The organism is Pseudomonas sp. ZT5P21, assembly GCF_054897785.1.
The window spans coordinates 1,099,826-1,120,054 of sequence record NZ_CM142705.1; the positions used below are offsets into that span (position 1 = coordinate 1,099,826).

16 protein-coding genes are annotated in these 20,229 nt (G+C 60.6%); 10 read left to right on the forward strand and 6 right to left on the reverse strand.

Features of this window, described 5'->3' with window-relative positions; all coding sequences use genetic code 11:
• Positions 1 to 47: 47 nt before the first annotated feature.
• The 4 genes from ACYZT9_RS05005 (at position 48) to ACYZT9_RS05020 (ending at position 5,697) form a co-directional block, all read left to right on the forward strand.
• Entirely contained in the window at positions 48 to 1,493 is a 1,446-nt protein-coding gene (locus tag ACYZT9_RS05005) for an aldehyde dehydrogenase family protein (RefSeq protein ID WP_462008829.1), read from the forward strand.
• Positions 1,494 to 1,654: 161 nt separating this feature from the next.
• Entirely contained in the window at positions 1,655 to 3,022 is a 1,368-nt protein-coding gene (locus ACYZT9_RS05010; protein ID WP_462008830.1) for an MFS transporter, read from the forward strand.
• An 11-nt stretch (positions 3,023 to 3,033) separates the two neighbouring features.
• Positions 3,034 to 4,587, forward strand: coding sequence for a galactarate dehydratase (gene garD, locus ACYZT9_RS05015; protein WP_462008831.1), 1,554 nt, complete (start codon positions 3,034 to 3,036; stop codon positions 4,585 to 4,587).
• Positions 4,588 to 4,755: 168 nt separating this feature from the next.
• Positions 4,756 to 5,697, forward strand: a complete 942-nt coding sequence (locus tag ACYZT9_RS05020; protein ID WP_462008832.1) for an AEC family transporter — start codon at positions 4,756 to 4,758, stop codon at positions 5,695 to 5,697.
• 129 nt (positions 5,698 to 5,826) lie between these two features.
• On the opposite strand, the gene ACYZT9_RS05025 is transcribed toward ACYZT9_RS05020, so the two are convergent.
• The 6 genes from ACYZT9_RS05025 to gatC all read right to left on the reverse strand — a co-directional run bounded on the left by ACYZT9_RS05025 (position 5,827) and on the right by gatC (position 11,090).
• Positions 5,827 to 6,207: a carboxymuconolactone decarboxylase family protein gene (locus ACYZT9_RS05025; RefSeq protein ID WP_462008833.1), complete on the reverse strand. Its 381-nt coding sequence runs from the start codon at positions 6,205 to 6,207 to the stop codon at positions 5,827 to 5,829.
• The gene (locus tag ACYZT9_RS05030) at positions 6,204 to 7,265 is read right to left on the reverse strand and encodes a calcium/sodium antiporter (protein ID WP_462008834.1); all 1,062 of its coding nucleotides are present in this window, start codon (positions 7,263 to 7,265) and stop codon (positions 6,204 to 6,206) included. Before ACYZT9_RS05030 ends, ACYZT9_RS05025 begins: the two co-directional genes overlap by 4 nt.
• A 50-nt stretch (positions 7,266 to 7,315) precedes the next feature.
• Entirely contained in the window at positions 7,316 to 7,687 is a 372-nt protein-coding gene (locus tag ACYZT9_RS05035; protein ID WP_462008835.1) for a septal ring lytic transglycosylase RlpA family protein, read from the reverse strand.
• 191 nt (positions 7,688 to 7,878) lie between these two features.
• Positions 7,879 to 9,324, reverse strand: coding sequence for an Asp-tRNA(Asn)/Glu-tRNA(Gln) amidotransferase subunit GatB (gatB, locus tag ACYZT9_RS05040; RefSeq protein WP_462008836.1), 1,446 nt, complete (start codon positions 9,322 to 9,324; stop codon positions 7,879 to 7,881).
• A gap of 10 nt (positions 9,325 to 9,334) precedes the next feature.
• Positions 9,335 to 10,786 (reverse strand): Asp-tRNA(Asn)/Glu-tRNA(Gln) amidotransferase subunit GatA, encoded by a 1,452-nt coding sequence (gatA, locus tag ACYZT9_RS05045; protein WP_462008837.1) that lies wholly within the window; start codon positions 10,784 to 10,786, stop codon positions 9,335 to 9,337.
• A gap of 16 nt (positions 10,787 to 10,802) precedes the next feature.
• Positions 10,803 to 11,090: an Asp-tRNA(Asn)/Glu-tRNA(Gln) amidotransferase subunit GatC gene (gene gatC / locus ACYZT9_RS05050; RefSeq protein WP_007901429.1), complete on the reverse strand. Its 288-nt coding sequence runs from the start codon at positions 11,088 to 11,090 to the stop codon at positions 10,803 to 10,805.
• 211 nt (positions 11,091 to 11,301) lie between these two features.
• Between gatC and mreB the strand changes: the two genes are divergently transcribed.
• The 6 genes from mreB (at position 11,302) to ACYZT9_RS05080 (ending at position 20,180) form a co-directional block, all read left to right on the forward strand.
• Entirely contained in the window at positions 11,302 to 12,339 is a 1,038-nt protein-coding gene (gene mreB, locus ACYZT9_RS05055) for a rod shape-determining protein MreB (RefSeq protein WP_002555108.1), read from the forward strand.
• 140 nt (positions 12,340 to 12,479) lie between these two features.
• Positions 12,480 to 13,610 (forward strand): rod shape-determining protein MreC, encoded by a 1,131-nt coding sequence (gene mreC / locus ACYZT9_RS05060; RefSeq protein ID WP_462010155.1) that lies wholly within the window; start codon positions 12,480 to 12,482, stop codon positions 13,608 to 13,610.
• Positions 13,610 to 14,101, forward strand: coding sequence for a rod shape-determining protein MreD (gene mreD, locus ACYZT9_RS05065; RefSeq protein WP_084318098.1), 492 nt, complete (start codon positions 13,610 to 13,612; stop codon positions 14,099 to 14,101). Before mreC ends, mreD begins: the two co-directional genes overlap by 1 nt.
• An 88-nt stretch (positions 14,102 to 14,189) precedes the next feature.
• The gene (locus tag ACYZT9_RS05070; RefSeq protein WP_462008838.1) at positions 14,190 to 14,786 is read left to right on the forward strand and encodes a Maf family protein; all 597 of its coding nucleotides are present in this window, start codon (positions 14,190 to 14,192) and stop codon (positions 14,784 to 14,786) included.
• Positions 14,787 to 14,843: 57 nt separating this feature from the next.
• Positions 14,844 to 16,301: a ribonuclease G gene (gene rng / locus ACYZT9_RS05075; protein WP_462008839.1), complete on the forward strand. Its 1,458-nt coding sequence runs from the start codon at positions 14,844 to 14,846 to the stop codon at positions 16,299 to 16,301.
• 75 nt (positions 16,302 to 16,376) lie between these two features.
• The gene (locus tag ACYZT9_RS05080; protein WP_462008840.1) at positions 16,377 to 20,180 is read left to right on the forward strand and encodes a YhdP family protein; all 3,804 of its coding nucleotides are present in this window, start codon (positions 16,377 to 16,379) and stop codon (positions 20,178 to 20,180) included.
• Positions 20,181 to 20,229 lie beyond the last annotated feature (49 nt).

Consider the following 20,229-nt stretch of genomic DNA (forward strand, 5'->3'; position numbering starts at 1 on the left):
CAAGGCCGCTGAGTGATCAGCGGCCTTTTGCGTGAGGAGACGTTCCCGTGGCAGATGCAAAGCGTTTTGATAACTACATCAATGGTGAATGGGTGGCTGGCAGTGATTACTGCGCCAACATCAACCCGTCCGAACTGACGGATACCATCGGCAACTACGCCAAGGCTGACCTGGCTCAGGTCCACGCCTCCATCGACGCCGCTCGCGCTGCGTTCCCGGCCTGGTCCACCTCTGGCATTCAGGCCCGTCACGATGCGCTGGATAAAGTCGGTACTGAAATCCTCGCCCGTCGCGAAGAGCTCGGCACTTTGCTTGCCCGTGAGGAAGGCAAAACCTTGCCTGAAGCCATCGGCGAAGTGACCCGAGCCGGTAACATCTTCAAGTTTTTCGCCGGTGAAACCCTGCGTCTGTCCGGCGACTACCTGCCGTCGGTGCGTCCGGGCGTCAACGTCGAAGTCACTCGCGAAGCGTTGGGCGTGGTCGGCCTGATCACCCCATGGAACTTCCCGATCGCGATCCCGGCGTGGAAAATCGCCCCAGCCCTGGCCTATGGCAACTGTGTCGTGCTGAAACCGGCGGATCTGGTACCGGGTTGCGCCTGGGCGCTGGCTGAAATCATCTCTCGCGCAGGCTTCCCGGCTGGAGTGTTCAACCTGGTGATGGGCAGCGGTCGCGTAGTTGGCGATGCACTGGTGCAGAGCCCGAAAGTCGACGGCATCAGCTTCACCGGTTCCGTCGGTGTGGGTCGTCAGATCGCGGTCAGCTGCGTCTCGCGCCAAGCCAAGGTTCAGCTGGAAATGGGCGGCAAGAACCCGCAGATCATTCTGGACGACGCCGACCTAAAGCAAGCGGTCGAGCTGTCGGTGCAGAGCGCGTTCTACTCCACCGGCCAGCGTTGCACCGCGTCGAGCCGTTTCATCGTCACCGCCGGCATTCACGACACGTTCGTCGAAGCCATGGCAGAGCGCATGAAGTCGATCAAGGTCGGTCATGCGTTGAAAACCGGCACCGACATCGGCCCCGTCGTCTCGCAAGCCCAGCTTGAACAGGACATGAAGTACATCGACATCGGCCAGTCCGAAGGTGCGCGTCTGGTCAGCGGCGGTGGTTTGGTGACGTGCGATACCGAAGGCTACTACCTCGCGCCAACCCTGTTTGCCGACAGTGAAGCTGCGATGCGCATCAGCCGTGAAGAGATCTTTGGCCCGGTGGCGAACGTGGTTCGCGTGGCCGATTACGACGCCGCGCTGGCCATGGCCAACGACACCGAATTCGGTCTGTCGGCAGGCATCGCCACCACGTCGCTGAAGTACGCCAACCACTTCAAGCGCCACTCCCAGGCCGGGATGGTGATGGTCAACCTGCCGACAGCGGGCGTGGATTACCACGTTCCGTTCGGTGGGCGTAAAGGGTCGTCCTATGGATCGCGTGAGCAAGGTCGTTACGCGCAAGAGTTCTACACCGTGGTGAAAACCAGCTACATCGGTTCGTAAACGCAATACCCCTGTAGGAGCGAGCTTGCTCGCGATGGTCTCGAGGCCGCGGCGGTTAACCTGATGCCCCGCGTCATCGTTGACGACCATCGCGAGCAAGCTGCTCCTACAAAAAACATCGTTATTACCCGCATAAAAATAATCAGTGGGAGTACATCTACATGCAATCGACCCAGAAGCCGACTCACGTCCGCTATTTGATCCTGCTCATGCTTTTCCTGGTGACCACGATCAACTACGCCGACCGGGCCACTATCGCTATCGCGGGCTCCAGCCTGCAAAAAGACCTCGGCATCGACGCGGTCACCCTCGGTTATATCTTTTCCGCATTCGGTTGGGCGTACGTGGCCGGGCAAATTCCCGGTGGCTGGCTGCTGGACCGTTTCGGCTCGAAAAAAATCTATGCGATGAGCATTTTCACCTGGTCGCTGTTCACCGTGCTGCAGGGTTATGTCGGCGAGTTCGGCATGTCCACGGCAGTGGTGGCGCTATTCATGCTGCGCTTCCTGGTGGGTCTGGCCGAAGCGCCATCCTTCCCCGGCAACGCACGCATTGTGGCGGCCTGGTTTCCGACCGCTGAACGCGGCACCGCTTCGGCGATTTTCAACTCGGCGCAATACTTTGCCACCGTGTTGTTTGCTCCGCTGATGGGCTGGATCGTCTACAGCTTCGGCTGGCAGCACGTATTTATCGTCATGGGCGTGATCGGCATCGTCTTCTCGGGTATCTGGCTCAAGGTGATCTACAGCCCGCGCCAACACCCGATGATCAACGACGCCGAGTTCAAGCACATCGCCGACAACGGCGGCATGGTCGACATGGACCAGGACAAAGGCAAAGGCGCCAAGGCCGATGGTCCGAAATGGGACTACATCCGCCAGTTGCTGACCAACCGCATGATGCTCGGTGTGTACCTGGGCCAGTACTGCATCAACGGCATCACCTACTTCTTCCTGACCTGGTTCCCGGTGTACCTGGTGCAAGAGCGTGGGATGACCATTCTCAAGGCCGGTTTCATCGCCTCGTTGCCGGCGATCTGCGGCTTCATTGGTGGTGTGCTGGGCGGGGTGATTTCCGATTATCTGTTGCGCAAGGGCCATTCCCTGACCTTTGCCCGCAAGGCGCCGATCATTGCGGGTTTGCTGGTCTCCAGCAGCATCGTGGCGTGTAACTATGTCGATGTTGAATGGATGGTCGTCGGCTTCATGGCCCTGGCATTTTTCGGCAAAGGCGTCGGTGCGCTTGGCTGGGCGGTGGTGTCCGACACCTCGCCGAAACAGATCGCCGGTCTCAGCGGTGGTCTGTTCAACACCTTTGGCAACATCGCTTCGATCACCACCCCGATTGTGATTGGCTACATCATCAGCTCCACCGGTTCGTTCAAATGGGCCCTGGTGTTTGTCGGTTGCAACGCACTGGTCGCGGTGTTCAGCTACCTGGTGATCGTCGGTCCGATCAAACGTGTGGTGCTCAAAGAGCCACCGGTCAGCGGTCCTGAAGCACATAAATTGTCACAAGCGCATTCCTGAGGAGCGGCGTCATGCAGTTGATTGAACATTCCGACTCGCCGCGCTACATCCGCCTGCACGAGCGGGACAACGTCGTGGTCGTGGTCAACGATCAGGGCGTACCGGCGGGCACCGAGTTTGCGGATGGCCTGGTCACCGTGGACTTCGTGCCACAGAGCCACAAGGTCACGCTCGAGGACATCCCCGCGGGCGGCCAGGTGATTCGTTACGGCCAGACCATCGGCTACGCGCTGCAACCAATTCCGCGCGGCAGTTGGGTCAAGGAAGATCAACTGCGCATGCCCACCGCGCCACCGCTGGACAGCTTGCCGCTGTCCACCGAAGTGCCAGCCGCGCAGGCACCGCTGGAAGGTTTCACATTCGAGGGTTATCGCAACGCCGACGGCACCGTCGGCACGCGCAACATTCTCGGGATTACCACGACGGTTCAATGCGTCACTGGCGTTCTGGATCATGCCGTCAAGCGCATCAAGGATGAGTTGCTGCCCACGTACCCGAACGTCGATGACGTGGTGGCGCTCACCCACAGCTACGGCTGTGGCGTGGCGATTACGGCCACCGACGCGTACATCCCGATCCGCACCGTGCGCAACCTGGCGCGCAACCCGAATCTGGGCGGCGAAGCGTTGGTGATTAGCCTGGGCTGCGAGAAATTGCAGGCCGGGCAGGTGATGCACGAGGGCGACAGCTCGGTGGATTTGAGCGATCCGTGGCTGTACCGCTTGCAGGATTCGAGTCACGGCTTCACCGAGATGATCGAACAGATCATGGCGTTGGCCGAGACCCGTTTGAAGAAGCTCGATCAACGTCGCCGGGAAACCGTGCCGGCGTCCGAACTGATTCTTGGCATGCAGTGCGGCGGCAGTGATGCGTTTTCCGGCATCACCGCCAACCCGGCACTGGGTTATGCCTCGGACCTGTTGCTGCGCGCTGGTGCGACAGTGATGTTTTCCGAAGTCACCGAAGTGCGCGATGCGATTTATCTGCTGACGTCTCGTGCGGAGACTGAGGAAGTCGCTCAGGAGCTGGTGCGGGAAATGGACTGGTACGACCGTTATCTGGCCAAGGGCGAAGCGGATCGCAGCGCCAACACCACGCCGGGCAACAAAAAGGGCGGGTTGTCCAACATCGTCGAGAAGTCCCTCGGGTCGATCGTCAAATCAGGCAGCAGCGCGATCAACGGTGTGCTGGGTCCTGGCGAGCGCTTCAAGCGCAAAGGCCTGATCTTCTGCGCGACCCCGGCCAGTGATTTTGTCTGCGGGACGTTGCAACTGGCGGCGGGGATGAACTTGCATGTGTTCACCACCGGGCGCGGTACGCCCTATGGGTTGGCGATGGCTCCGGTGGTGAAGGTGTCGACCCGGACTGAACTTGCGCAGCGCTGGCCGGACCTGATCGACATTGATGCCGGGCGGATTGCGACCGGACGGGCCTCGATCGAGGATCTTGGCTGGGAGTTGTTTCACTACTATCTGGACGTGGCCAGCGGCAAGAAGCACACGTGGGCGGAGCGGCACCAGCTGCATAACGACATCTCCCTGTTCAACCCCGCGCCGATCACCTGATACGGCGTCACCTGCATCGCGAGCAAGCTCGCTCCCACACTGATCGCATTAGCACTGGAGATCAAATGTGGGAGCGAGCTTGCTCGCGATGGCGGCTTAACAGACGACAGGGGACTTGGTGGCTTATCATTAGCCCCCTAACGACGCCCACCCAAGGTAACTCCCGGCATGCTGGCAATCTTCCTCGAAACCCTGAACATCACCGCGCCGGTGTTTGCCATGCTATTTCTGGGTGTGCTGCTCAAGCGCATCGACTGGATCAACGACAACTTCATCCACACCGCGTCGGCGCTGGCGTTCAACGTCACCATGCCGGCGTTGCTTTTTCTGGGCATCCTGCATGCCGACCTGCACGCTGCGCTGCAGCCGGCGCTGTTGATCTATTTCTCGAGTGCGACCCTGGTGGGTTTCGCCATCGCCTGGGGCTGGGCGATCTGGAAGTGTCCGCGTGAAGACCGGGGGATTTACACCCAGGGCGCCTTTCGCGGCAACAATGGCGTCATCGGCCTCGCACTGGCGGCGAGCATGTACGGCGATTACGGGATATCCCTCGGGGCGATTCTCGCGGCGCTGGTGATCCTGTTCTACAACACGCTGTCGACCATTGTGTTGGCGGTGTACAGCCCGGTGATCAAGTCCGATCCGTGGAGCATCTGCAAAAGCGTGATGATCAATCCGCTGATCATCAGCGTGTTCGCGGCGGCGCCGTTTGCGTATTTCAAGATTGGTTTGCCGGGGTGGCTGGAAACGTCCGGTCAGTACCTGGCGCAAACCACGTTGCCACTGGCGTTGATCTGCATCGGCGGCACGCTGTCGCTGGCGGCAATGCGCAAGAGCGGTTCGATGGCGCTGAGTTCAAGCCTGGTGAAGATGATCGGTTTGCCGGTGCTGGCGACGCTGGGCGCGTGGCTCTGGGGCTTTCGCGGGGCGGAGTTGGGGATTTTGTTCCTATACTTCGGCAGCCCGACCGCGGCGGCCAGTTTTGTCATGGCCCGGGCGGCCAATGGTAACCATGAGTTGGCGGCAGCGATCATTGTGATCACCACGTTGATGGCGGCGGTGACCACCAATCTCGGGATTTTTTTGCTGCAGTGGGGTGGGTGGATCTAACCTCGGGATTTTTGCTGTTCTCCAGGGCCTCCTCGCGAGCATGCTCGCTCCCACATTTGTAATGCATTCCCCTGTGGGAGCGAGCTTGCTCGCGATGGCGGCAGACCTGTCACTACAACGTCTGAATACTTACTCTGGCTTCTGATAGCTATCAATCACTTCCTGCGCTGCCCGAAACGCATCGATCGCCGCCGGCACGCCGGCATATACCGCGCAATGCAACAGCGCTTCGCGAATCTCTTCCACCGTGCAGCCGTTGTTCAACGCACCGCGCACGTGGCCTTTCAACTCCTGCGGGCACTTCAACGCAGTCAGCGCGGCGAGGGTAATCAGGCTGCGGGTTTTCAGCGGCAGACCTTCGCGATTCCACACGGCGCCCCACGCGTGTTCATTGACGAAGTCTTGCAGCGGCTGGGTGAACTCAGTGGCATTGCCCAATGCGCGATCTACGAAAGCGTCGCCCATCACTTGGCGGCGGACTTCGACGCCGGGTCTTTTATCGTCGGTCATGGCAATTCCTTCTTGTGGTGTTGGCGACGCCAGGCGCGAAGCGAGGTGAACAACAGAAACGCCCCTAGAGCCGGCAGGACGAAAAACAGCATCAAGTGTTCAAGCTTACCGGCCAATGGCATGCCAGTAGTGAATGACACCACGTGCAGACCGTAGGCCAGGTACAAACCCAAGAACAGCAGACCTTCGGCGCGAGTCACCCGGTAGCCGGAATAGAACACCGGCAGACACAGCGTCGCGACGCCGAGCATCACCGGCAAGTCGAAATCCAGCGCGTTGGGCGAGACCGACAACGGCGACGGCGCGATCAGTGCGGTCACGCCCAGCACGCCCAAAAGGTTAAACAGGTTGCTGCCGATCACGTTGCCTACGGCGATGTCGCGCTGACCACGCAAGGCAGCGATCAACGAAGTGGCCAGCTCCGGCAGGGACGTGCAGACGGCGACGATGGTCAGGCCGATGATCCTTTCCGACAACCCCAGGTCAGTGGCGACCGACACCGCGGCGCCCAATAGCAAGTGCCCGGCGTACACCAGCATCGCGAGGCCGGCGACGATCATCAGCAAGCTGGTGAACCACGGGACTTCAGGGCCTTCGTGGGAAGTCGATTGCGGACGGACCGAGTGCCGCGACTGTCGCAGCAATAAACCCAGATACAGCGCCAGCGCCATCAGCAGCATTACGCCATCGATCCGGGTCAATTCTTCATTCCAAGCCAGAACGAACACCAGCAGGCTGGCGCCGATCATCAACGGAATGTCCAGACGCACCAGTTGCCGCGAAACCCGCAGCGGGATGATCAGCGCCGAGAGCCCAAGGGTGACGAGGATGTTGAAAATGCTGCTGCCGATCACACTGCCGACGGCGATGTCGGGGGTTTGCGCCAGGGTGGCTTGCAGGCTGACTGCCATCTGCGGCGCGCTGCTGCCGAGGGCGACGATGGTCAGACCGATGATCAGTGGGCGAACGTGCAGTCGCGCGGCCACGCGCACGGCGGCGCGCACCATCAGCTCGGCGCCGGCGATCAGTAAAATCAGGCCGCTGAGCAGTTCAATCACGCTGAGCAGGGGTAAGTCGGCAAGTCCGAAAATGGTCGGCGCTCCGTGGGTCAGTCGAGTGCTTGTACGCGAACTCGCGCAGTGCCGCTGCGGAGCATGCCCAGTTGCTCGGCGGCTTCGTGAGACAAGTCGATCAAACGTCCGCGCGTGTGCGGCCCGCGATCGTTGATGCGGACGACGCAGGACTCGTTGTTTTTCAGATTGGTGACCTTCACCCGCGTGCCAAAGGGTAGCTGGCGGTGGGCGGCGGTCAGGGAATTCTTGTTGAAACGTTCACCGCTGGCGGTGCGTTTGCCCTGGTGTCTGGCGCCGTAATAGGACGCCACGCCTGTCTGGTCGTAGCCGTGCGGGTCGACAACATCGGTGCTGGCGCAACCGGCCAGCAGAAAGAGCAGGGCGCAAGTGCCAAGTAGACGCTTCATTTGAGAGGCTTCCGGAATGAATGTGGCGAGGGAGCTTGCTCCCGCTCGGCCGCGAAGCGGTCGCAAGATCGGCTGATACATTCTTACTGGAGGAATGCGATAACCGATTTGGGTCTGCTTCGCAGACCAGCGGGAGCAAGCTCCCTCGCCACAGGGAACAGAGCCAGTCTTTGGAGCTGGCTCCATTTTCATCAGCCTTCGAGCTTGCTTTTCAGCAGTTCGTTGACCTGTTGCGGGTTGGCCTTGCCTTTGGAGGCTTTCATGGCCTGGCCGACGAAGAAGCCGAACATCTTGCCGCGTTTGGCTTCGTCTGCCGCGCGGTATTGTTCGACCTGCTCGGCGTTGGCCGCGAGCATTTCGTCCAGCACCGCCGAGATCGCGCCGCTGTCGGTCACCTGCTTGAGGCCGCGCTTGTCGATGATTTCATCGGCGCTGCCTTCGCCGTTGGCCATGGCTTCAAACACCACTTTGGCGATCTTGCCGGAGATGGTGTTGTCCTTGATGCGCAGCAGCATGCCGCCCAGTTGCTCGGCCGAAACCGGCGACTGCTCGATGTCCAGGCCCTGTTTGTTCAACAGGCTGCCCAGTTCAACCATCACCCAGTTGGCCGCCAGCTTCGCGTCGCCGCTGATGCTTACGGCTTTCTCGAAGTAATCGGCTTGCTCGCGACTGGTCGCCAGCACACTGGCGTCGTAGACCGACAGGCCAAACTGCTCCTGGAAGCGTTCACGTTTTTGCGGTGGCAATTCCGGCAGGGTCGCGCGCACGTCATTGAGGAACGAATCTTCAATGACCACCGGCAGCAGGTCCGGATCGGGGAAGTAACGGTAGTCGTTGGCTTCCTCTTTGCTGCGCATCGGACGGGTTTCGTCCTTGTTCGGATCGTACAGACGGGTCTGCTGGATCACCTTGCCGCCGTCTTCGATCAGCTCGATCTGACGGCGCACTTCGCTGTTGATCGCCTTCTCGATGAAGCGGAACGAGTTGACGTTCTTGATCTCGCAGCGGGTGCCGTATTCAGCCTGGCCCTTCGGACGGATCGACACGTTGCAGTCGCAACGCAGCGAACCTTCGGCCATGTTGCCGTCGCAGATGCCCAGGTAACGGACCAGTGCGTGGATCGTCTTGACGTAGGCCACGGCTTCCTTGGCACTGCGCATGTCCGGCTCGGAGACGATCTCCAGCAGCGGCGTGCCGGCACGGTTCAGGTCGATGCCGGTGGCGCCGTTGAACTCTTCGTGCAGGCTCTTGCCGGCGTCTTCTTCGAGGTGCGCACGGGTCACGCCGACACGTTTGATCGTGCCGTCGTCCAGTGCGATATCCAGGTGGCCCTTGCCAACGATCGGCAATTCCATCTGGCTGATCTGGTAACCCTTTGGCAGGTCCGGGTAGAAATAGTTTTTACGGGCGAATACGTTGTGCTGGCCGATTTCGGCATCGATAGCGAGGCCGAACATCACGGCCATGCGCACCGCTTCCTGGTTCAGCACCGGCAGTACGCCGGGCATGCCGAGGTCAACCAGGCTGGCCTGGGTGTTCGGCTCGGAACCGAAAGTGGTGGAGCTACCGGAAAAGATTTTCGACCGGGTGGTGAGCTGGGTGTGAATCTCCAGCCCGATCACGACTTCCCATTGCATGTGTTTCTCCTCAGAAGCCGGTTGGGGTGCGGGTGTGCCAGTCAGTGTTTTGCTGATACTGGTGCGCAACGTTGAGCAAGCGGCCTTCCTGGAAATACGGGGCGAGCAATTGCACGCCGACCGGCAGACCGTCGACAAAACCGGCTGGCATGGACAAGCCCGGCAGACCGGCGAGGTTGGCGGTGATGGTGTAGACGTCTTCCAGGTACGCAGCGACCGGGTCGCTGTTCTTGGCGCCGAGCTTCCAGGCCGGGTTCGGCGTGGTCGGGCCGAGGATGATGTCGACCTCGTTGAAGGCGGTCATGAAGTCGTTCTTGATCAAGCGACGAATCTTCTGTGCCTTCAGGTAGTAGGCGTCGTAGTAACCGGCGGACAGGGCGTAAGCACCGACCATGATCCGGCGCTGTACTTCCGGACCGAAGCCTTCGCCACGGGAGCGCTTGTACAGGTCTTCCAGATTTTTCGGATCTTCGCAGCGATGGCCAAAACGCACGCCGTCGAAACGCGACAGGTTGGACGAGGCTTCCGCCGGAGCGATCACGTAGTACGCAGGAATCGCGTGCTGCATGTTCGGCAGGCTGATTTCCTTGATCACGGCGCCGAGTTTTTTCAGCTCTTCGACACTGGCCAAGACCAGGTCAGCGATGCGCGGGTCCAGGCCGGCGCTGAAGTATTCCTTCGGCACGCCGATGCGCAGGCCTTGCAGCGAACCGTTGAGGCTGGCGCTGTAATCAGGCACGGGCTCGTCGATGCTGGTGGAATCCTGCGGGTCGAAACCGGCCATGCCTTGCAGCAGGATCGCGCAGTCTTCGGCCGTGCGCGCCAGAGGACCGCCCTGATCGAGGCTGGACGCATAAGCGATCATGCCCCAGCGCGAAACGCGACCGTACGTCGGTTTCAGGCCGGTGAGGTTGGTCAGGGCCGCGGGCTGACGAATCGAGCCGCCCGTGTCCGTGCCGGTCGCCGCAGGCAGCAGTCGCGCCGCAACCGCAGCCGCCGAACCGCCGGACGAACCGCCCGGAACGTGTTCCAGGTTCCACGGGTTCTTCACGGCGCCGTAGTAGCTCGACTCGTTGGCCGACCCCATGGCGAATTCGTCCATGTTGGTCTTGCCCAGCGTCACAGCGCCAGCGGCCGCCAGTTTGGCAACCACGGTGGCGTCGTACGGTGCTTTAAAGTTGTCGAGCATCTTCGAGCCGCAGCTGGTGCGGATGCCCTGAGTGCAGAACAGGTCTTTATGGGCGATCGGCGCGCCGAGCAGAGCGCCGCTCTCGCCATTGGCCCGGCGTGCGTCGGCGGCTTTCGCCTGCTGGAGCGCCAGGTCTTCGGTGAGGCTGATGAAGCTGTTGAGTTGAGGATCGAGCTGGGCGATACGCGCCAGCAAGGTTTTGGTCAGCTCTTCGGAAGAAAACTTTTTATCGGCGAGTCCGCGGGCGATCTCGGCCAGAGTCAATTGATGCATTGCAGGCTCTTTCCCTTTAGTCGATGACTTTCGGAACCAGGTACAGGCCGTTTTCGACCGCTGGTGCGATGGACTGATAGGCCTCGCGATGATTGGTCTCGGTGACGACGTCTGCACGCAGGCGCTGACTGGCTTCCAGTGGGTGGGCCAGCGGCTCGATACCGTCGGTATTGACCGCCTGCATTTCGTCGACCAGCCCCAGAATGCTGTTCAGGGCCGAAGTTATGTGTGGAAGATCGGCATCATTGAGGCCAAGGCAGGCCAAATGAGCGATTTTTTCCACGTCGGAGCGTTCAAGCGCCATTGCGATTCTCCAGCGGAAAACAGAACGGACGGCGTCCGTGTGTTAGATTGTCGGAACACTACCGCATTTCTACGGTCATAAGGCCGCGATTGTGGGGGTTGGTGCACAGAAAAGCGGCCAATTTAACATATTGGCGCCTTGCCCAAAATCCCTGTCGTTGTTAGAGTTTGCCGCACTTTTTTACCCACGCGTTGCCTAGGGTCCCTTTCCCATGTTCAAGAAACTGCGTGGCATGTTTTCCAGCGATCTCTCCATTGACCTGGGCACTGCCAACACCCTTATTTACGTGCGCGAGCGCGGCATCGTCCTGAATGAGCCATCGGTTGTGGCTATTCGGACACACGGTAACCAGAAAAGTGTCGTTGCTGTCGGCACCGAGGCCAAGCGCATGCTCGGCCGTACGCCGGGCAACATCGCGGCCATTCGTCCGATGAAGGATGGCGTCATTGCCGACTTCAGCGTTTGCGAAAAGATGCTGCAATACTTTATCAACAAGGTTCACGAAAACAGCTTCCTGCAGCCTAGTCCTCGTGTGCTGATCTGCGTTCCGTGCAAATCCACTCAGGTCGAGCGTCGAGCCATCCGTGAATCAGCCCTTGGTGCCGGCGCACGCGAAGTGTTCCTGATCGAAGAGCCAATGGCTGCTGCGATCGGTGCCGGCCTGCCGGTTGAAGAAGCCCGCGGTTCGATGGTCGTCGATATCGGTGGCGGTACCACTGAAATCGCGCTGATCTCCCTGAACGGTGTGGTTTACGCTGAATCCGTACGGGTTGGCGGCGACCGCTTCGACGAAGCGATCATCACCTACGTGCGTCGCAACTACGGCAGCCTGATCGGCGAATCCACCGCCGAGCGCATCAAGCAGGAAATCGGTACAGCCTACCCGGGCGGTGAGGTTCGTGAAGTCGACGTTCGTGGCCGTAACCTGGCCGAAGGCGTTCCACGTGCATTCACCCTGAACTCCAATGAAGTGCTGGAAGCTCTGCAAGAGTCCCTGGCTACCATCGTTCAGGCGGTGAAAAGTGCGCTGGAGCAATCGCCTCCGGAACTGGCTTCCGATATCGCCGAGCGTGGTCTGGTACTGACCGGTGGTGGCGCCTTGCTGCGTGACCTCGACAAGTTGCTGGCCCAGGAAACCGGTCTGCCGGTGATCGTCGCCGAAGACCCGCTGACCTGCGTTGCTCGCGGCGGTGGCCGTGCATTGGAAATGATGGATAAACACACCATGGACCTGCTGTCGAGCGAGTGATCTCGCCCGATGCATCTATGCTGTTGAGCGCGCAGGCGGCACTTTGCAGTGCTGCCTGTTGGCGTTTATCTTCTGTCAGTCTGCATCCACGCCGGTCTGCCGTATGAATAAACAAAACATTTGCCTGGGAGGAGCGGCTCATTAAACCGCTTTTCACCAAAGGGCCTTCACTGGGCGTGCGCTTGTTGGTGCTGGTCGTGCTATCGGTCGCGCTGATGGTGGTCGATGCCCGCTTCACACTGCTCAAGCCAGTGCGTAGCCAGATGTCGCTGGTGCTGATGCAGTCATACTGGATCACCGACCTGCCGCAGCGGCTATGGCAAGGTGTGGCCAGCCAGTTTGGCAGCCGTACCGAGCTGGTCGCCGAAAACGAAAAACTCAAGACTGAAAACCTGCTGTTGCAGGGGCGCATGCAAAAGCTTGCCGCCCTCACCGAGCAGAACGTTCGGCTGCGCGAGTTGCTCAATTCCTCCGCGCTGGTCAACGAGAAGGTCGAAGTGGCCGAGTTGATCGGCATGGACCCCAACCCCTTCACCCATCGCATCATCATCAATAAAGGTGAGCGCGATGGTGTGGTCCTTGGTCAGCCGGTGCTCGATGCCCGCGGCCTGATGGGGCAGGTGGTCGAGTTGATGCCGTACACCTCCCGTGTGCTACTGCTGACCGACACCACCCACAGCATTCCAGTGCAAGTGAACCGTAACGGTCTGCGGGCAATTGCCAGCGGCACCGGCAACCCGGAACGCCTGGAATTGCGTCACGTTGCCGACACGGCGGATATCAAGGAAGGCGATCTGCTGGTCAGTTCCGGCCTTGGTCAGCGGTTCCCGGCGGGTTACCCGGTGGCAACGGTCAGAGAGGTGATTCACGATTCGGGTCAGCCGTTTGCCATCGTTCGCGCCGTGCCGACGGCCGCATTGAACCGCAGTCGTTACTTGCTGCTGGTGTTCAGCGACACCCGTACACCGGAAGAGCGCGCCAATGATGCTGCTCAGGCCCAGGAAAACCTGGACGCACAGGGCGGCGGGCCCATCATTCCCGCCACTGTGCCGAAACCTGCCGCCCTGATGGTTCCTGCTGCTGCCCCGGCCGTTCCTGCTGTTGCCCCTGCGCCTGCGACTCCGGCCAAACCAGTCGTGGCACATCCCGCCGCCGCCAAGCCGCCCGCGACGGCACCGGCCGCCAAACCACCGGCGACGCAACCCGCGGTCGTAAAGCCTGCTGCTAAACCGCCTGTCTCCGCGCCGGCGACCACTGGGGGAAGAGAATAATGGTGGGTGCTACTGCTTCCCGAAACGACTGGATGGTCTGGCTGACATTCGCTATCGGCATGTTGCTCAGCGTTTCGCCGCTGCCGCAGTTCATGGAAATTCTCCGCCCGTTGTGGCTGGCGTTGCTGCTGGCGTTCTGGGCGTTGGCCTTGCCGCAGAAAGTCGGCATGGTCACCGCGTGGTGCCTGGGCCTGGCCGAAGATGTGCTCTACGGCACGTTGCTGGGTCAGAATGCGCTGATCCTGACCCTCATTACCTTCTTGGTGCTGTCGCTGCAACAGCGGCTGCGGATGTTCCCGATGTGGCAGCAAAGCCTGGTGATCCTGGTGATCTTCGGCCTCGCGCAGCTCGTTCAGTTGTGGCTTAGCGCCCTGACCGGCAATCGTCAACCGACGCTGGCGCTGGTCTTGCCGGCACTGGTCAGTGCGTTGCTCTGGCCGTGGATCAGCTTCGGTTTGCGCGGTTTGCGCCGACGCTACAAAATCAATTAATTCGGTCAGGCATTTGCCCTTGATCGGTGCCCGCCGCCAAAAAGGAACAGTATTTGTGAGGCAGGGCACTAAACAGGGAGATGTCTTGATGAAACAGCTCTATCTGGCCTCAGGCTCGCCGCGTCGGCGTGAACTGCTCACGCAGATCGGCGTGCCGTTCTCCGTCATCAGCGCTGACATCGATGAAACCCCTTTGACTCATGAATCGCCGTCGGCCTACGTCGAACGCCTTGCACGCGGCAAAGCCGAAGCCGGGCGCGGCGCGGTCGTGTCCGACGCAGCATTCTGCGTGTTGGGCGCCGATACCGCCGTGGTGCTGAACGGGAAAATTCTCGGTAAACCGTTGGACGAAGCCGAGGCGTGCGCCATGCTTATGATGCTGGCCGGTCAAGAGCACGAAGTGCTGACCGCCATTGCCGTGCTTGACGGTGAGCGTTGCGAGTCGCGGGTTGTGCGCAGCCTGGTGCGTTTTCGCCCCATCGATCTCAATGAAGCGGTGGCCTACTGGACCAGCGGTGAACCTCGGGACAAGGCCGGTGGCTATGGCATTCAAGGACTGGGCGCGGTGTTTGTCGCCGGACTCAATGGCAGCTACTCGGCGGTGGTCGGACTGCCGTTGTGCGAAACCGCTGAGCTGCTCGGCCATTTCGGCATACCCTGTTGGCAAACCCTTAACGCGCGCTGAGCGTCGTACTGACAAGATGCGGCCACAATCGTGAACATGCCTGAACGAGACCCTGCCATGAGTGAAGAGATCCTGATCAACATCACGCCGATGGAATCGCGCGTGGCGGTGGTTGAAAACGGTGTCCTGCAAGAGGTCCACGTCGAACGCACGCAAAAACGCGGAATCGTCGGCAACATATACAAGGGCAAAGTCGTACGGGTATTGCCGGGCATGCAGGCGGCCTTCGTCGACATCGGCCTGGACCGTGCCGCATTCATTCATGCTTCCGAAATTTCCCTGCGCGAAGGCCCCGCGGTCGAAAGCATCAGCGCGCTGGTTCACGAAGGCCAGAGCCTGGTGGTGCAAGTCACCAAAGACCCGATTGGTTCCAAAGGCGCACGCCTGACCACGCAACTTTCCATCCCTTCGCGTTATCTGGTGTACATGCCGCGCACCGCGCATGTTGGCATCTCGCTGAAAATCGAAGACGAAGCCGAGCGCGAGCGCCTCAAGCAAGTGGTGACCGATTGCGTGGCCAAGGAAGGCATCAAGGAGTCCGGTGGTTTCATCCTGCGTACCGCCGCCGAAGGGGCCGGGGCCGATGAAATCCTTATGGACATCCGCTACCTGCGCAGGCTCTGGGATCAGATCAACGAACAGATCAAAACCATCAGCGCGCCGAGCGTGATCTACGAAGACCTCGGCCTGGCGCTGCGCACCTTGCGCGATCTGGTGAGCCCGAAGATCGAGAAAATTCGCATCGACTCCCGGGAAACCTTCCAGAAAACCACGCAGTTCGTCGCCGAACTGATGCCGGAAATAGCCGATCGTCTGGAGCATTACCCGGGCGAGCGGCCGATCTTCGACCTCTACGGCGTCGAAGACGAAATCCAGAAAGCCCTCGAACGCAAAGTTCCGCTGAAGTCCGGCGGTTACCTGGTGGTGGACCCGGCGGAAGCCATGAGCACCATCGACGTCAACACCGGGGCGTTCGTCGGCCATCGCAACCTTGAAGAAACCATCTTCAAGACCAACCTCGAAGCCGCGACCGCCATCGCTCGCCAACTGCGCCTGCGCAACCTGGGCGGGATCATCATCATCGACTTCATCGACATGGAAGACGAAGAGCACCAGCGTCAGGTGCTGCGCACGCTCGAGAAACAACTGGAGCGCGATCACGCCAAGACCAACATCATCGGCATCACCGAGTTGGGCCTGGTGCAAATGACCCGCAAGCGCACCCGCGAAAGCCTCGAGCAAGTGCTGTGCGAGCCGTGCAGCAGCTGCCAGGGTCGCGGCAAGCTCAAGACTCCGGAAACCGTTTGCTACGAAATCTTCCGCGAAATTCTTCGCGAGGCTCGCGCCTATCAGGCGGAGGGCTATCGTGTATTGGCGAACCAAAAAGTCGTCGACCGCCTGTTGGATGAAGAGTCAGGCAACGTCGCCGAGCTCGAAGGTTTTATCGGACGCACCATTCGGTTCCAGGTGGAAACCATGTATTCCCAGGAACAATACGACGTGGTGCTGCTCTGAATCGCTGTGTTTCAACCCCACTAGAACGGCTGGCCTCAGCTTTTTGCAGCTTTTTTGCCTTGGGAGCCAACTGACATGGAGCGTCTGACACGCCTTTTGGCCGCACTGACCCGCTGGGGTCTGGGCCTGTGCGCGTTGGCTTTGGTGCTGATGGCGCTTTACGTCAGTCTTGGCCGCGAATTGACGCCGCTGGTGGCCGAGTATCGGGCCGAAGTCGAAGCCAAAGCCGGCGCTGCCTTGGGTATGCCGCTGCACATCGGTGAACTGGAAGGTAACTGGCGCGGTTTCGCGCCGATTTTGCTGGCTCACGACGTGATGGTCGGGGAGGGCGCCAATGCTTTGCGCCTGGATCAGGTACGGGCGGTTCCGGATCTGTGGGCCAGTCTGCTGGCTCGTGAAGTGCGCATCGCTCACCTCGAACTCAACGGTTTGAAGATCAGCCTCAAGGAAGGCGAGGACGGTCATTGGGCGCTGGAAGGCTTACCGGTTCAGCAGGATCAGCCGCTGGACCCGGAACAGTTACTGAATCGCCTGCAAATGGTCCAGCAACTGTCGGTGCTCGACAGCCAGGTGACCTTGCAGCCGCTGGGCCAGCCGCCGCTGACCTTGACCTACGTTGGCCTGAATCTGAAAACCGGCGTCTCCCGTCAAAGACTCGACGCGCGGTTGACCCTGCCCGACGGTCAGCCGGTAGCCCTGAGCCTGCGGACACGCATTCGCGCCAGCCGGTGGAAAGAAGGAAAGGCGGAAGCTTACGTGAGCCTGCCGCAAAGCGACTGGTCCGAATGGCTGCCCGAACGCCTGACTCGGCAATGGCATTTTTCCGAGATCAAGGCCGGTGGCGAGCTTTGGATCAACTGGAACAAAGGCGCGCTGCAAAGCGCCGCGATCCGCTTGAATGCGCCGCAGCTCAAGGGCGCCTACGCTGAACGCAAGCCGATCCAGATCAACAATCTGGCGCTCAACAGCTATTTCCAGCGCAGTGCCGAAGGCCTTCTGGTGACGGTGGACTCACTGTCCATGAACCTCGGCGAAACCCGCTGGGCATCGCGCCTGCAACTCACGCAAAGCCTGGCCACCGACACGGCCGAAGAGCGCTGGCATCTGCAAGCCGACCGCCTCGACCTTACCCCGCTGACACCGCTGCTCAATGCCTTGGGGCCATTGCCCGAAGGCGTCGCCACTGCCGTGGAGCGGCTCAAGGTGACCGGTGGTTTGCGCAACGTGCTGGTCGACTTCCGTCCCAACGCCACCGACGACACCAAGCTCAGTTTTGCCGCCAACCTCGATCAGGTCGGCTTTGATGCCTATCGCGGCGCCCCTGCCGCGCGAAATGTCAGCGGCAGCATCAGCGGTGACCTTGGCCATGGCGAGCTGCGAATGGACAGCAAGGATTTTGTCCTGCACCTCGACCCGATTTTCGCCAAGCCGTGGCAATACCTTCAGGCCAATGCCCGGCTGACCTGGAAGCTTGATAAAGAAGGCTTCACCCTCATCGCGCCGTACCTGAAAGTGTTGGGCGAGGAGGGCAAGATTGCTGGCGACTTCTTCATCCGCCTGCATTTCGATCAAGCCCAGGAAGACTACATGGACCTGCGGGTCGGCCTGGTGGACGGCGACGGCAAGTACACCGCCAAGTACCTGCCACAAGTGCTTAGCCCTGCGCTGGACGAATGGCTGCGCACGGCCATTCTCAAGGGCGCGGTGGACGAGGGCTTCTTCCAGTATCAGGGCTCGCTGAATCATGGCGCCGCCGATACTGCGCGCAGCATCAGCCTGTTCTTCAAGGTTCACGATGCCGAGCTGGCGTTCCAGCCGGGTTGGCCGCCTGTCAGCAAGGTCAGCGGCGATGTCTTCATCGAGGACAGTGGCGTGCGTATTCTGGCCAGCCAAGGCCAGTTACTCGACACACAAGTCAGAGACATTTACGTCAATATTCCCCACGCGCCCGCCGGGCAAAATCCTCACCTGTTGCTCGATGGCGATTTCGCCGGCGGGTTGGGTGATGGCCTGAAAATTTTGCAGGAAGCGCCGATCGGCACCGCCGACACTTTCGCCGGCTGGGAAGGCGAGGGCGATCTGAAGGGCAAGCTGAAGCTGGATGTTCCGCTGGCCAGAGGCGAGCTGCCGAAAATTCTCGTCGACTTCAAGACCGCCAAGGCGCGCTTGAAACTTGCCGAACCAGCCCTTGAGCTGACCCAGCTGAAGGGCGATTTCCGCTTCGACAGCACCAAGGGGTTGAGCGGGCAGAACATCACCGCTCGCGCCTTTGACAAACCCGTCACTGCGCAGATTTTCGCCGACGGCAGCCCGGGCAATCTCAAAACACGTGTCAACGCCTCGGGCCAGGTCGAGGTGAAGAAACTCACCGACTGGCTGAGCGTGACCCAGCCGTTGCCGGTGTCCGGCCTGATCCCTTATCAGTTGCAACTGAACCTGGATGGCCCCGACAGCCAGTTAATGGTTAATTCCAGCCTAAAAGGCGTGGCCGTCGATTTGCCTGCGCCGTTCGGTATGGCTGCCGATGTCGGGCGCGACACGATGTTCCGCATGACCCTGCAAGGACAGGAGCGGCGTTACTGGGTCAGGTACGGCGAGCTGGCGAACTTCACGTTTGCAGCGCCGCCCGGCAATTTTGCCGACGGTCGCGGCGAATTGTTCCTCGGTGGCGGCGAGGCCGTGTTGCCCGGTGCCAAAGGCCTGCGGGTGCGTGGGGTGCTGTCGGAACTCGATGTCGGCCCGTGGAAAGATCTGGTGGACAAGTATGCCGGCCAGGATCCGGGTGGCAACGCCAAGCAGTTGCTCAGTAGCGCGGACTTCAAGGTCGGCAAGCTCAGCGGCATCGGCACCACCCTCGATCAGGCATCGGTGCAGTTGAACCGCAAGCCGACTGCGTGGGCCTTGCAGCTCGACAGCCAGCAGGTCAAGGGCAGCGCCGCTATCCCGGATGCGAAAGGCGCGCCGATCGCGATCAATCTGCAATACGTGCGCCTGCCGGCGCCGGACCCGACGGTCCTGGCCGATGAAAACTCCCCGGATCCGTTGGCCACGGTGGATCCGACAAAAATCCCGGCGCTGGATATCACCATCAATCAGCTGTTCCAAGGGCGGGATCTGGTCGGGGGCTGGTCGCTGAAAGTGCGTCCGACCGCCAAGGGCATCGCGCTCAATGCGCTGGATCTGGGCCTCAAGGGCATTCTGTTGCAGGGCAGCGGTGGCTGGGAAGGCGCGCCCGGTGCTTCCACCAGTTGGTACAAGGGCCGGGTCAGCGGCAAGAACCTTGCGGATGTGCTGAAAGGCTGGGGCTTTGCGCCCAGTGTCACCAGTCAAGAGTTTCATATGGATGTCGACGGTCGCTGGCCTGGCTCACCGGCCTGGCTGGCCACCAAGCGTTTCTCGGGCACCCTTGATGCATCGCTGAACAAAGGCCAGTTCGTTGAAGTCGAGGGCGGCGCCCAGGCGTTGCGGGTGTTTGGCCTGCTCAATTTCAACTCCATCGGCCGGCGCCTGCGCCTGGACTTCTCCGACCTGTTCGGCAAAGGCCTGAGTTACGACAGGGTCAAAGGCCTGCTGGTGGCGACCAACGGGGTTTATGTGACCCGCGAGCCGATCGTGATGACAGGCCCGTCGAGCAATGTTGAACTCAATGGAACCCTGAATCTGGTGGGCGATCAGATCGACGCCCAACTGCTGGTGACCTTGCCGGTGACCAACAACCTGCCGATTGCTGCGCTGATCGTTGGTGCACCGGCCATCGGTGGCGCGTTGTTTCTGATCGACAAGCTGATCGGTGACCGCGTGGCGCGATTCGCCAGTGTGAGATACACCGTCAAAGGCCCATGGAAAGATCCGAAAATCACTTTCGACAAACCTTTTTGATGCGGCCAATGGAGTAGCATGGCCGTAAGCTCCCATCCTGTAGGAGCGA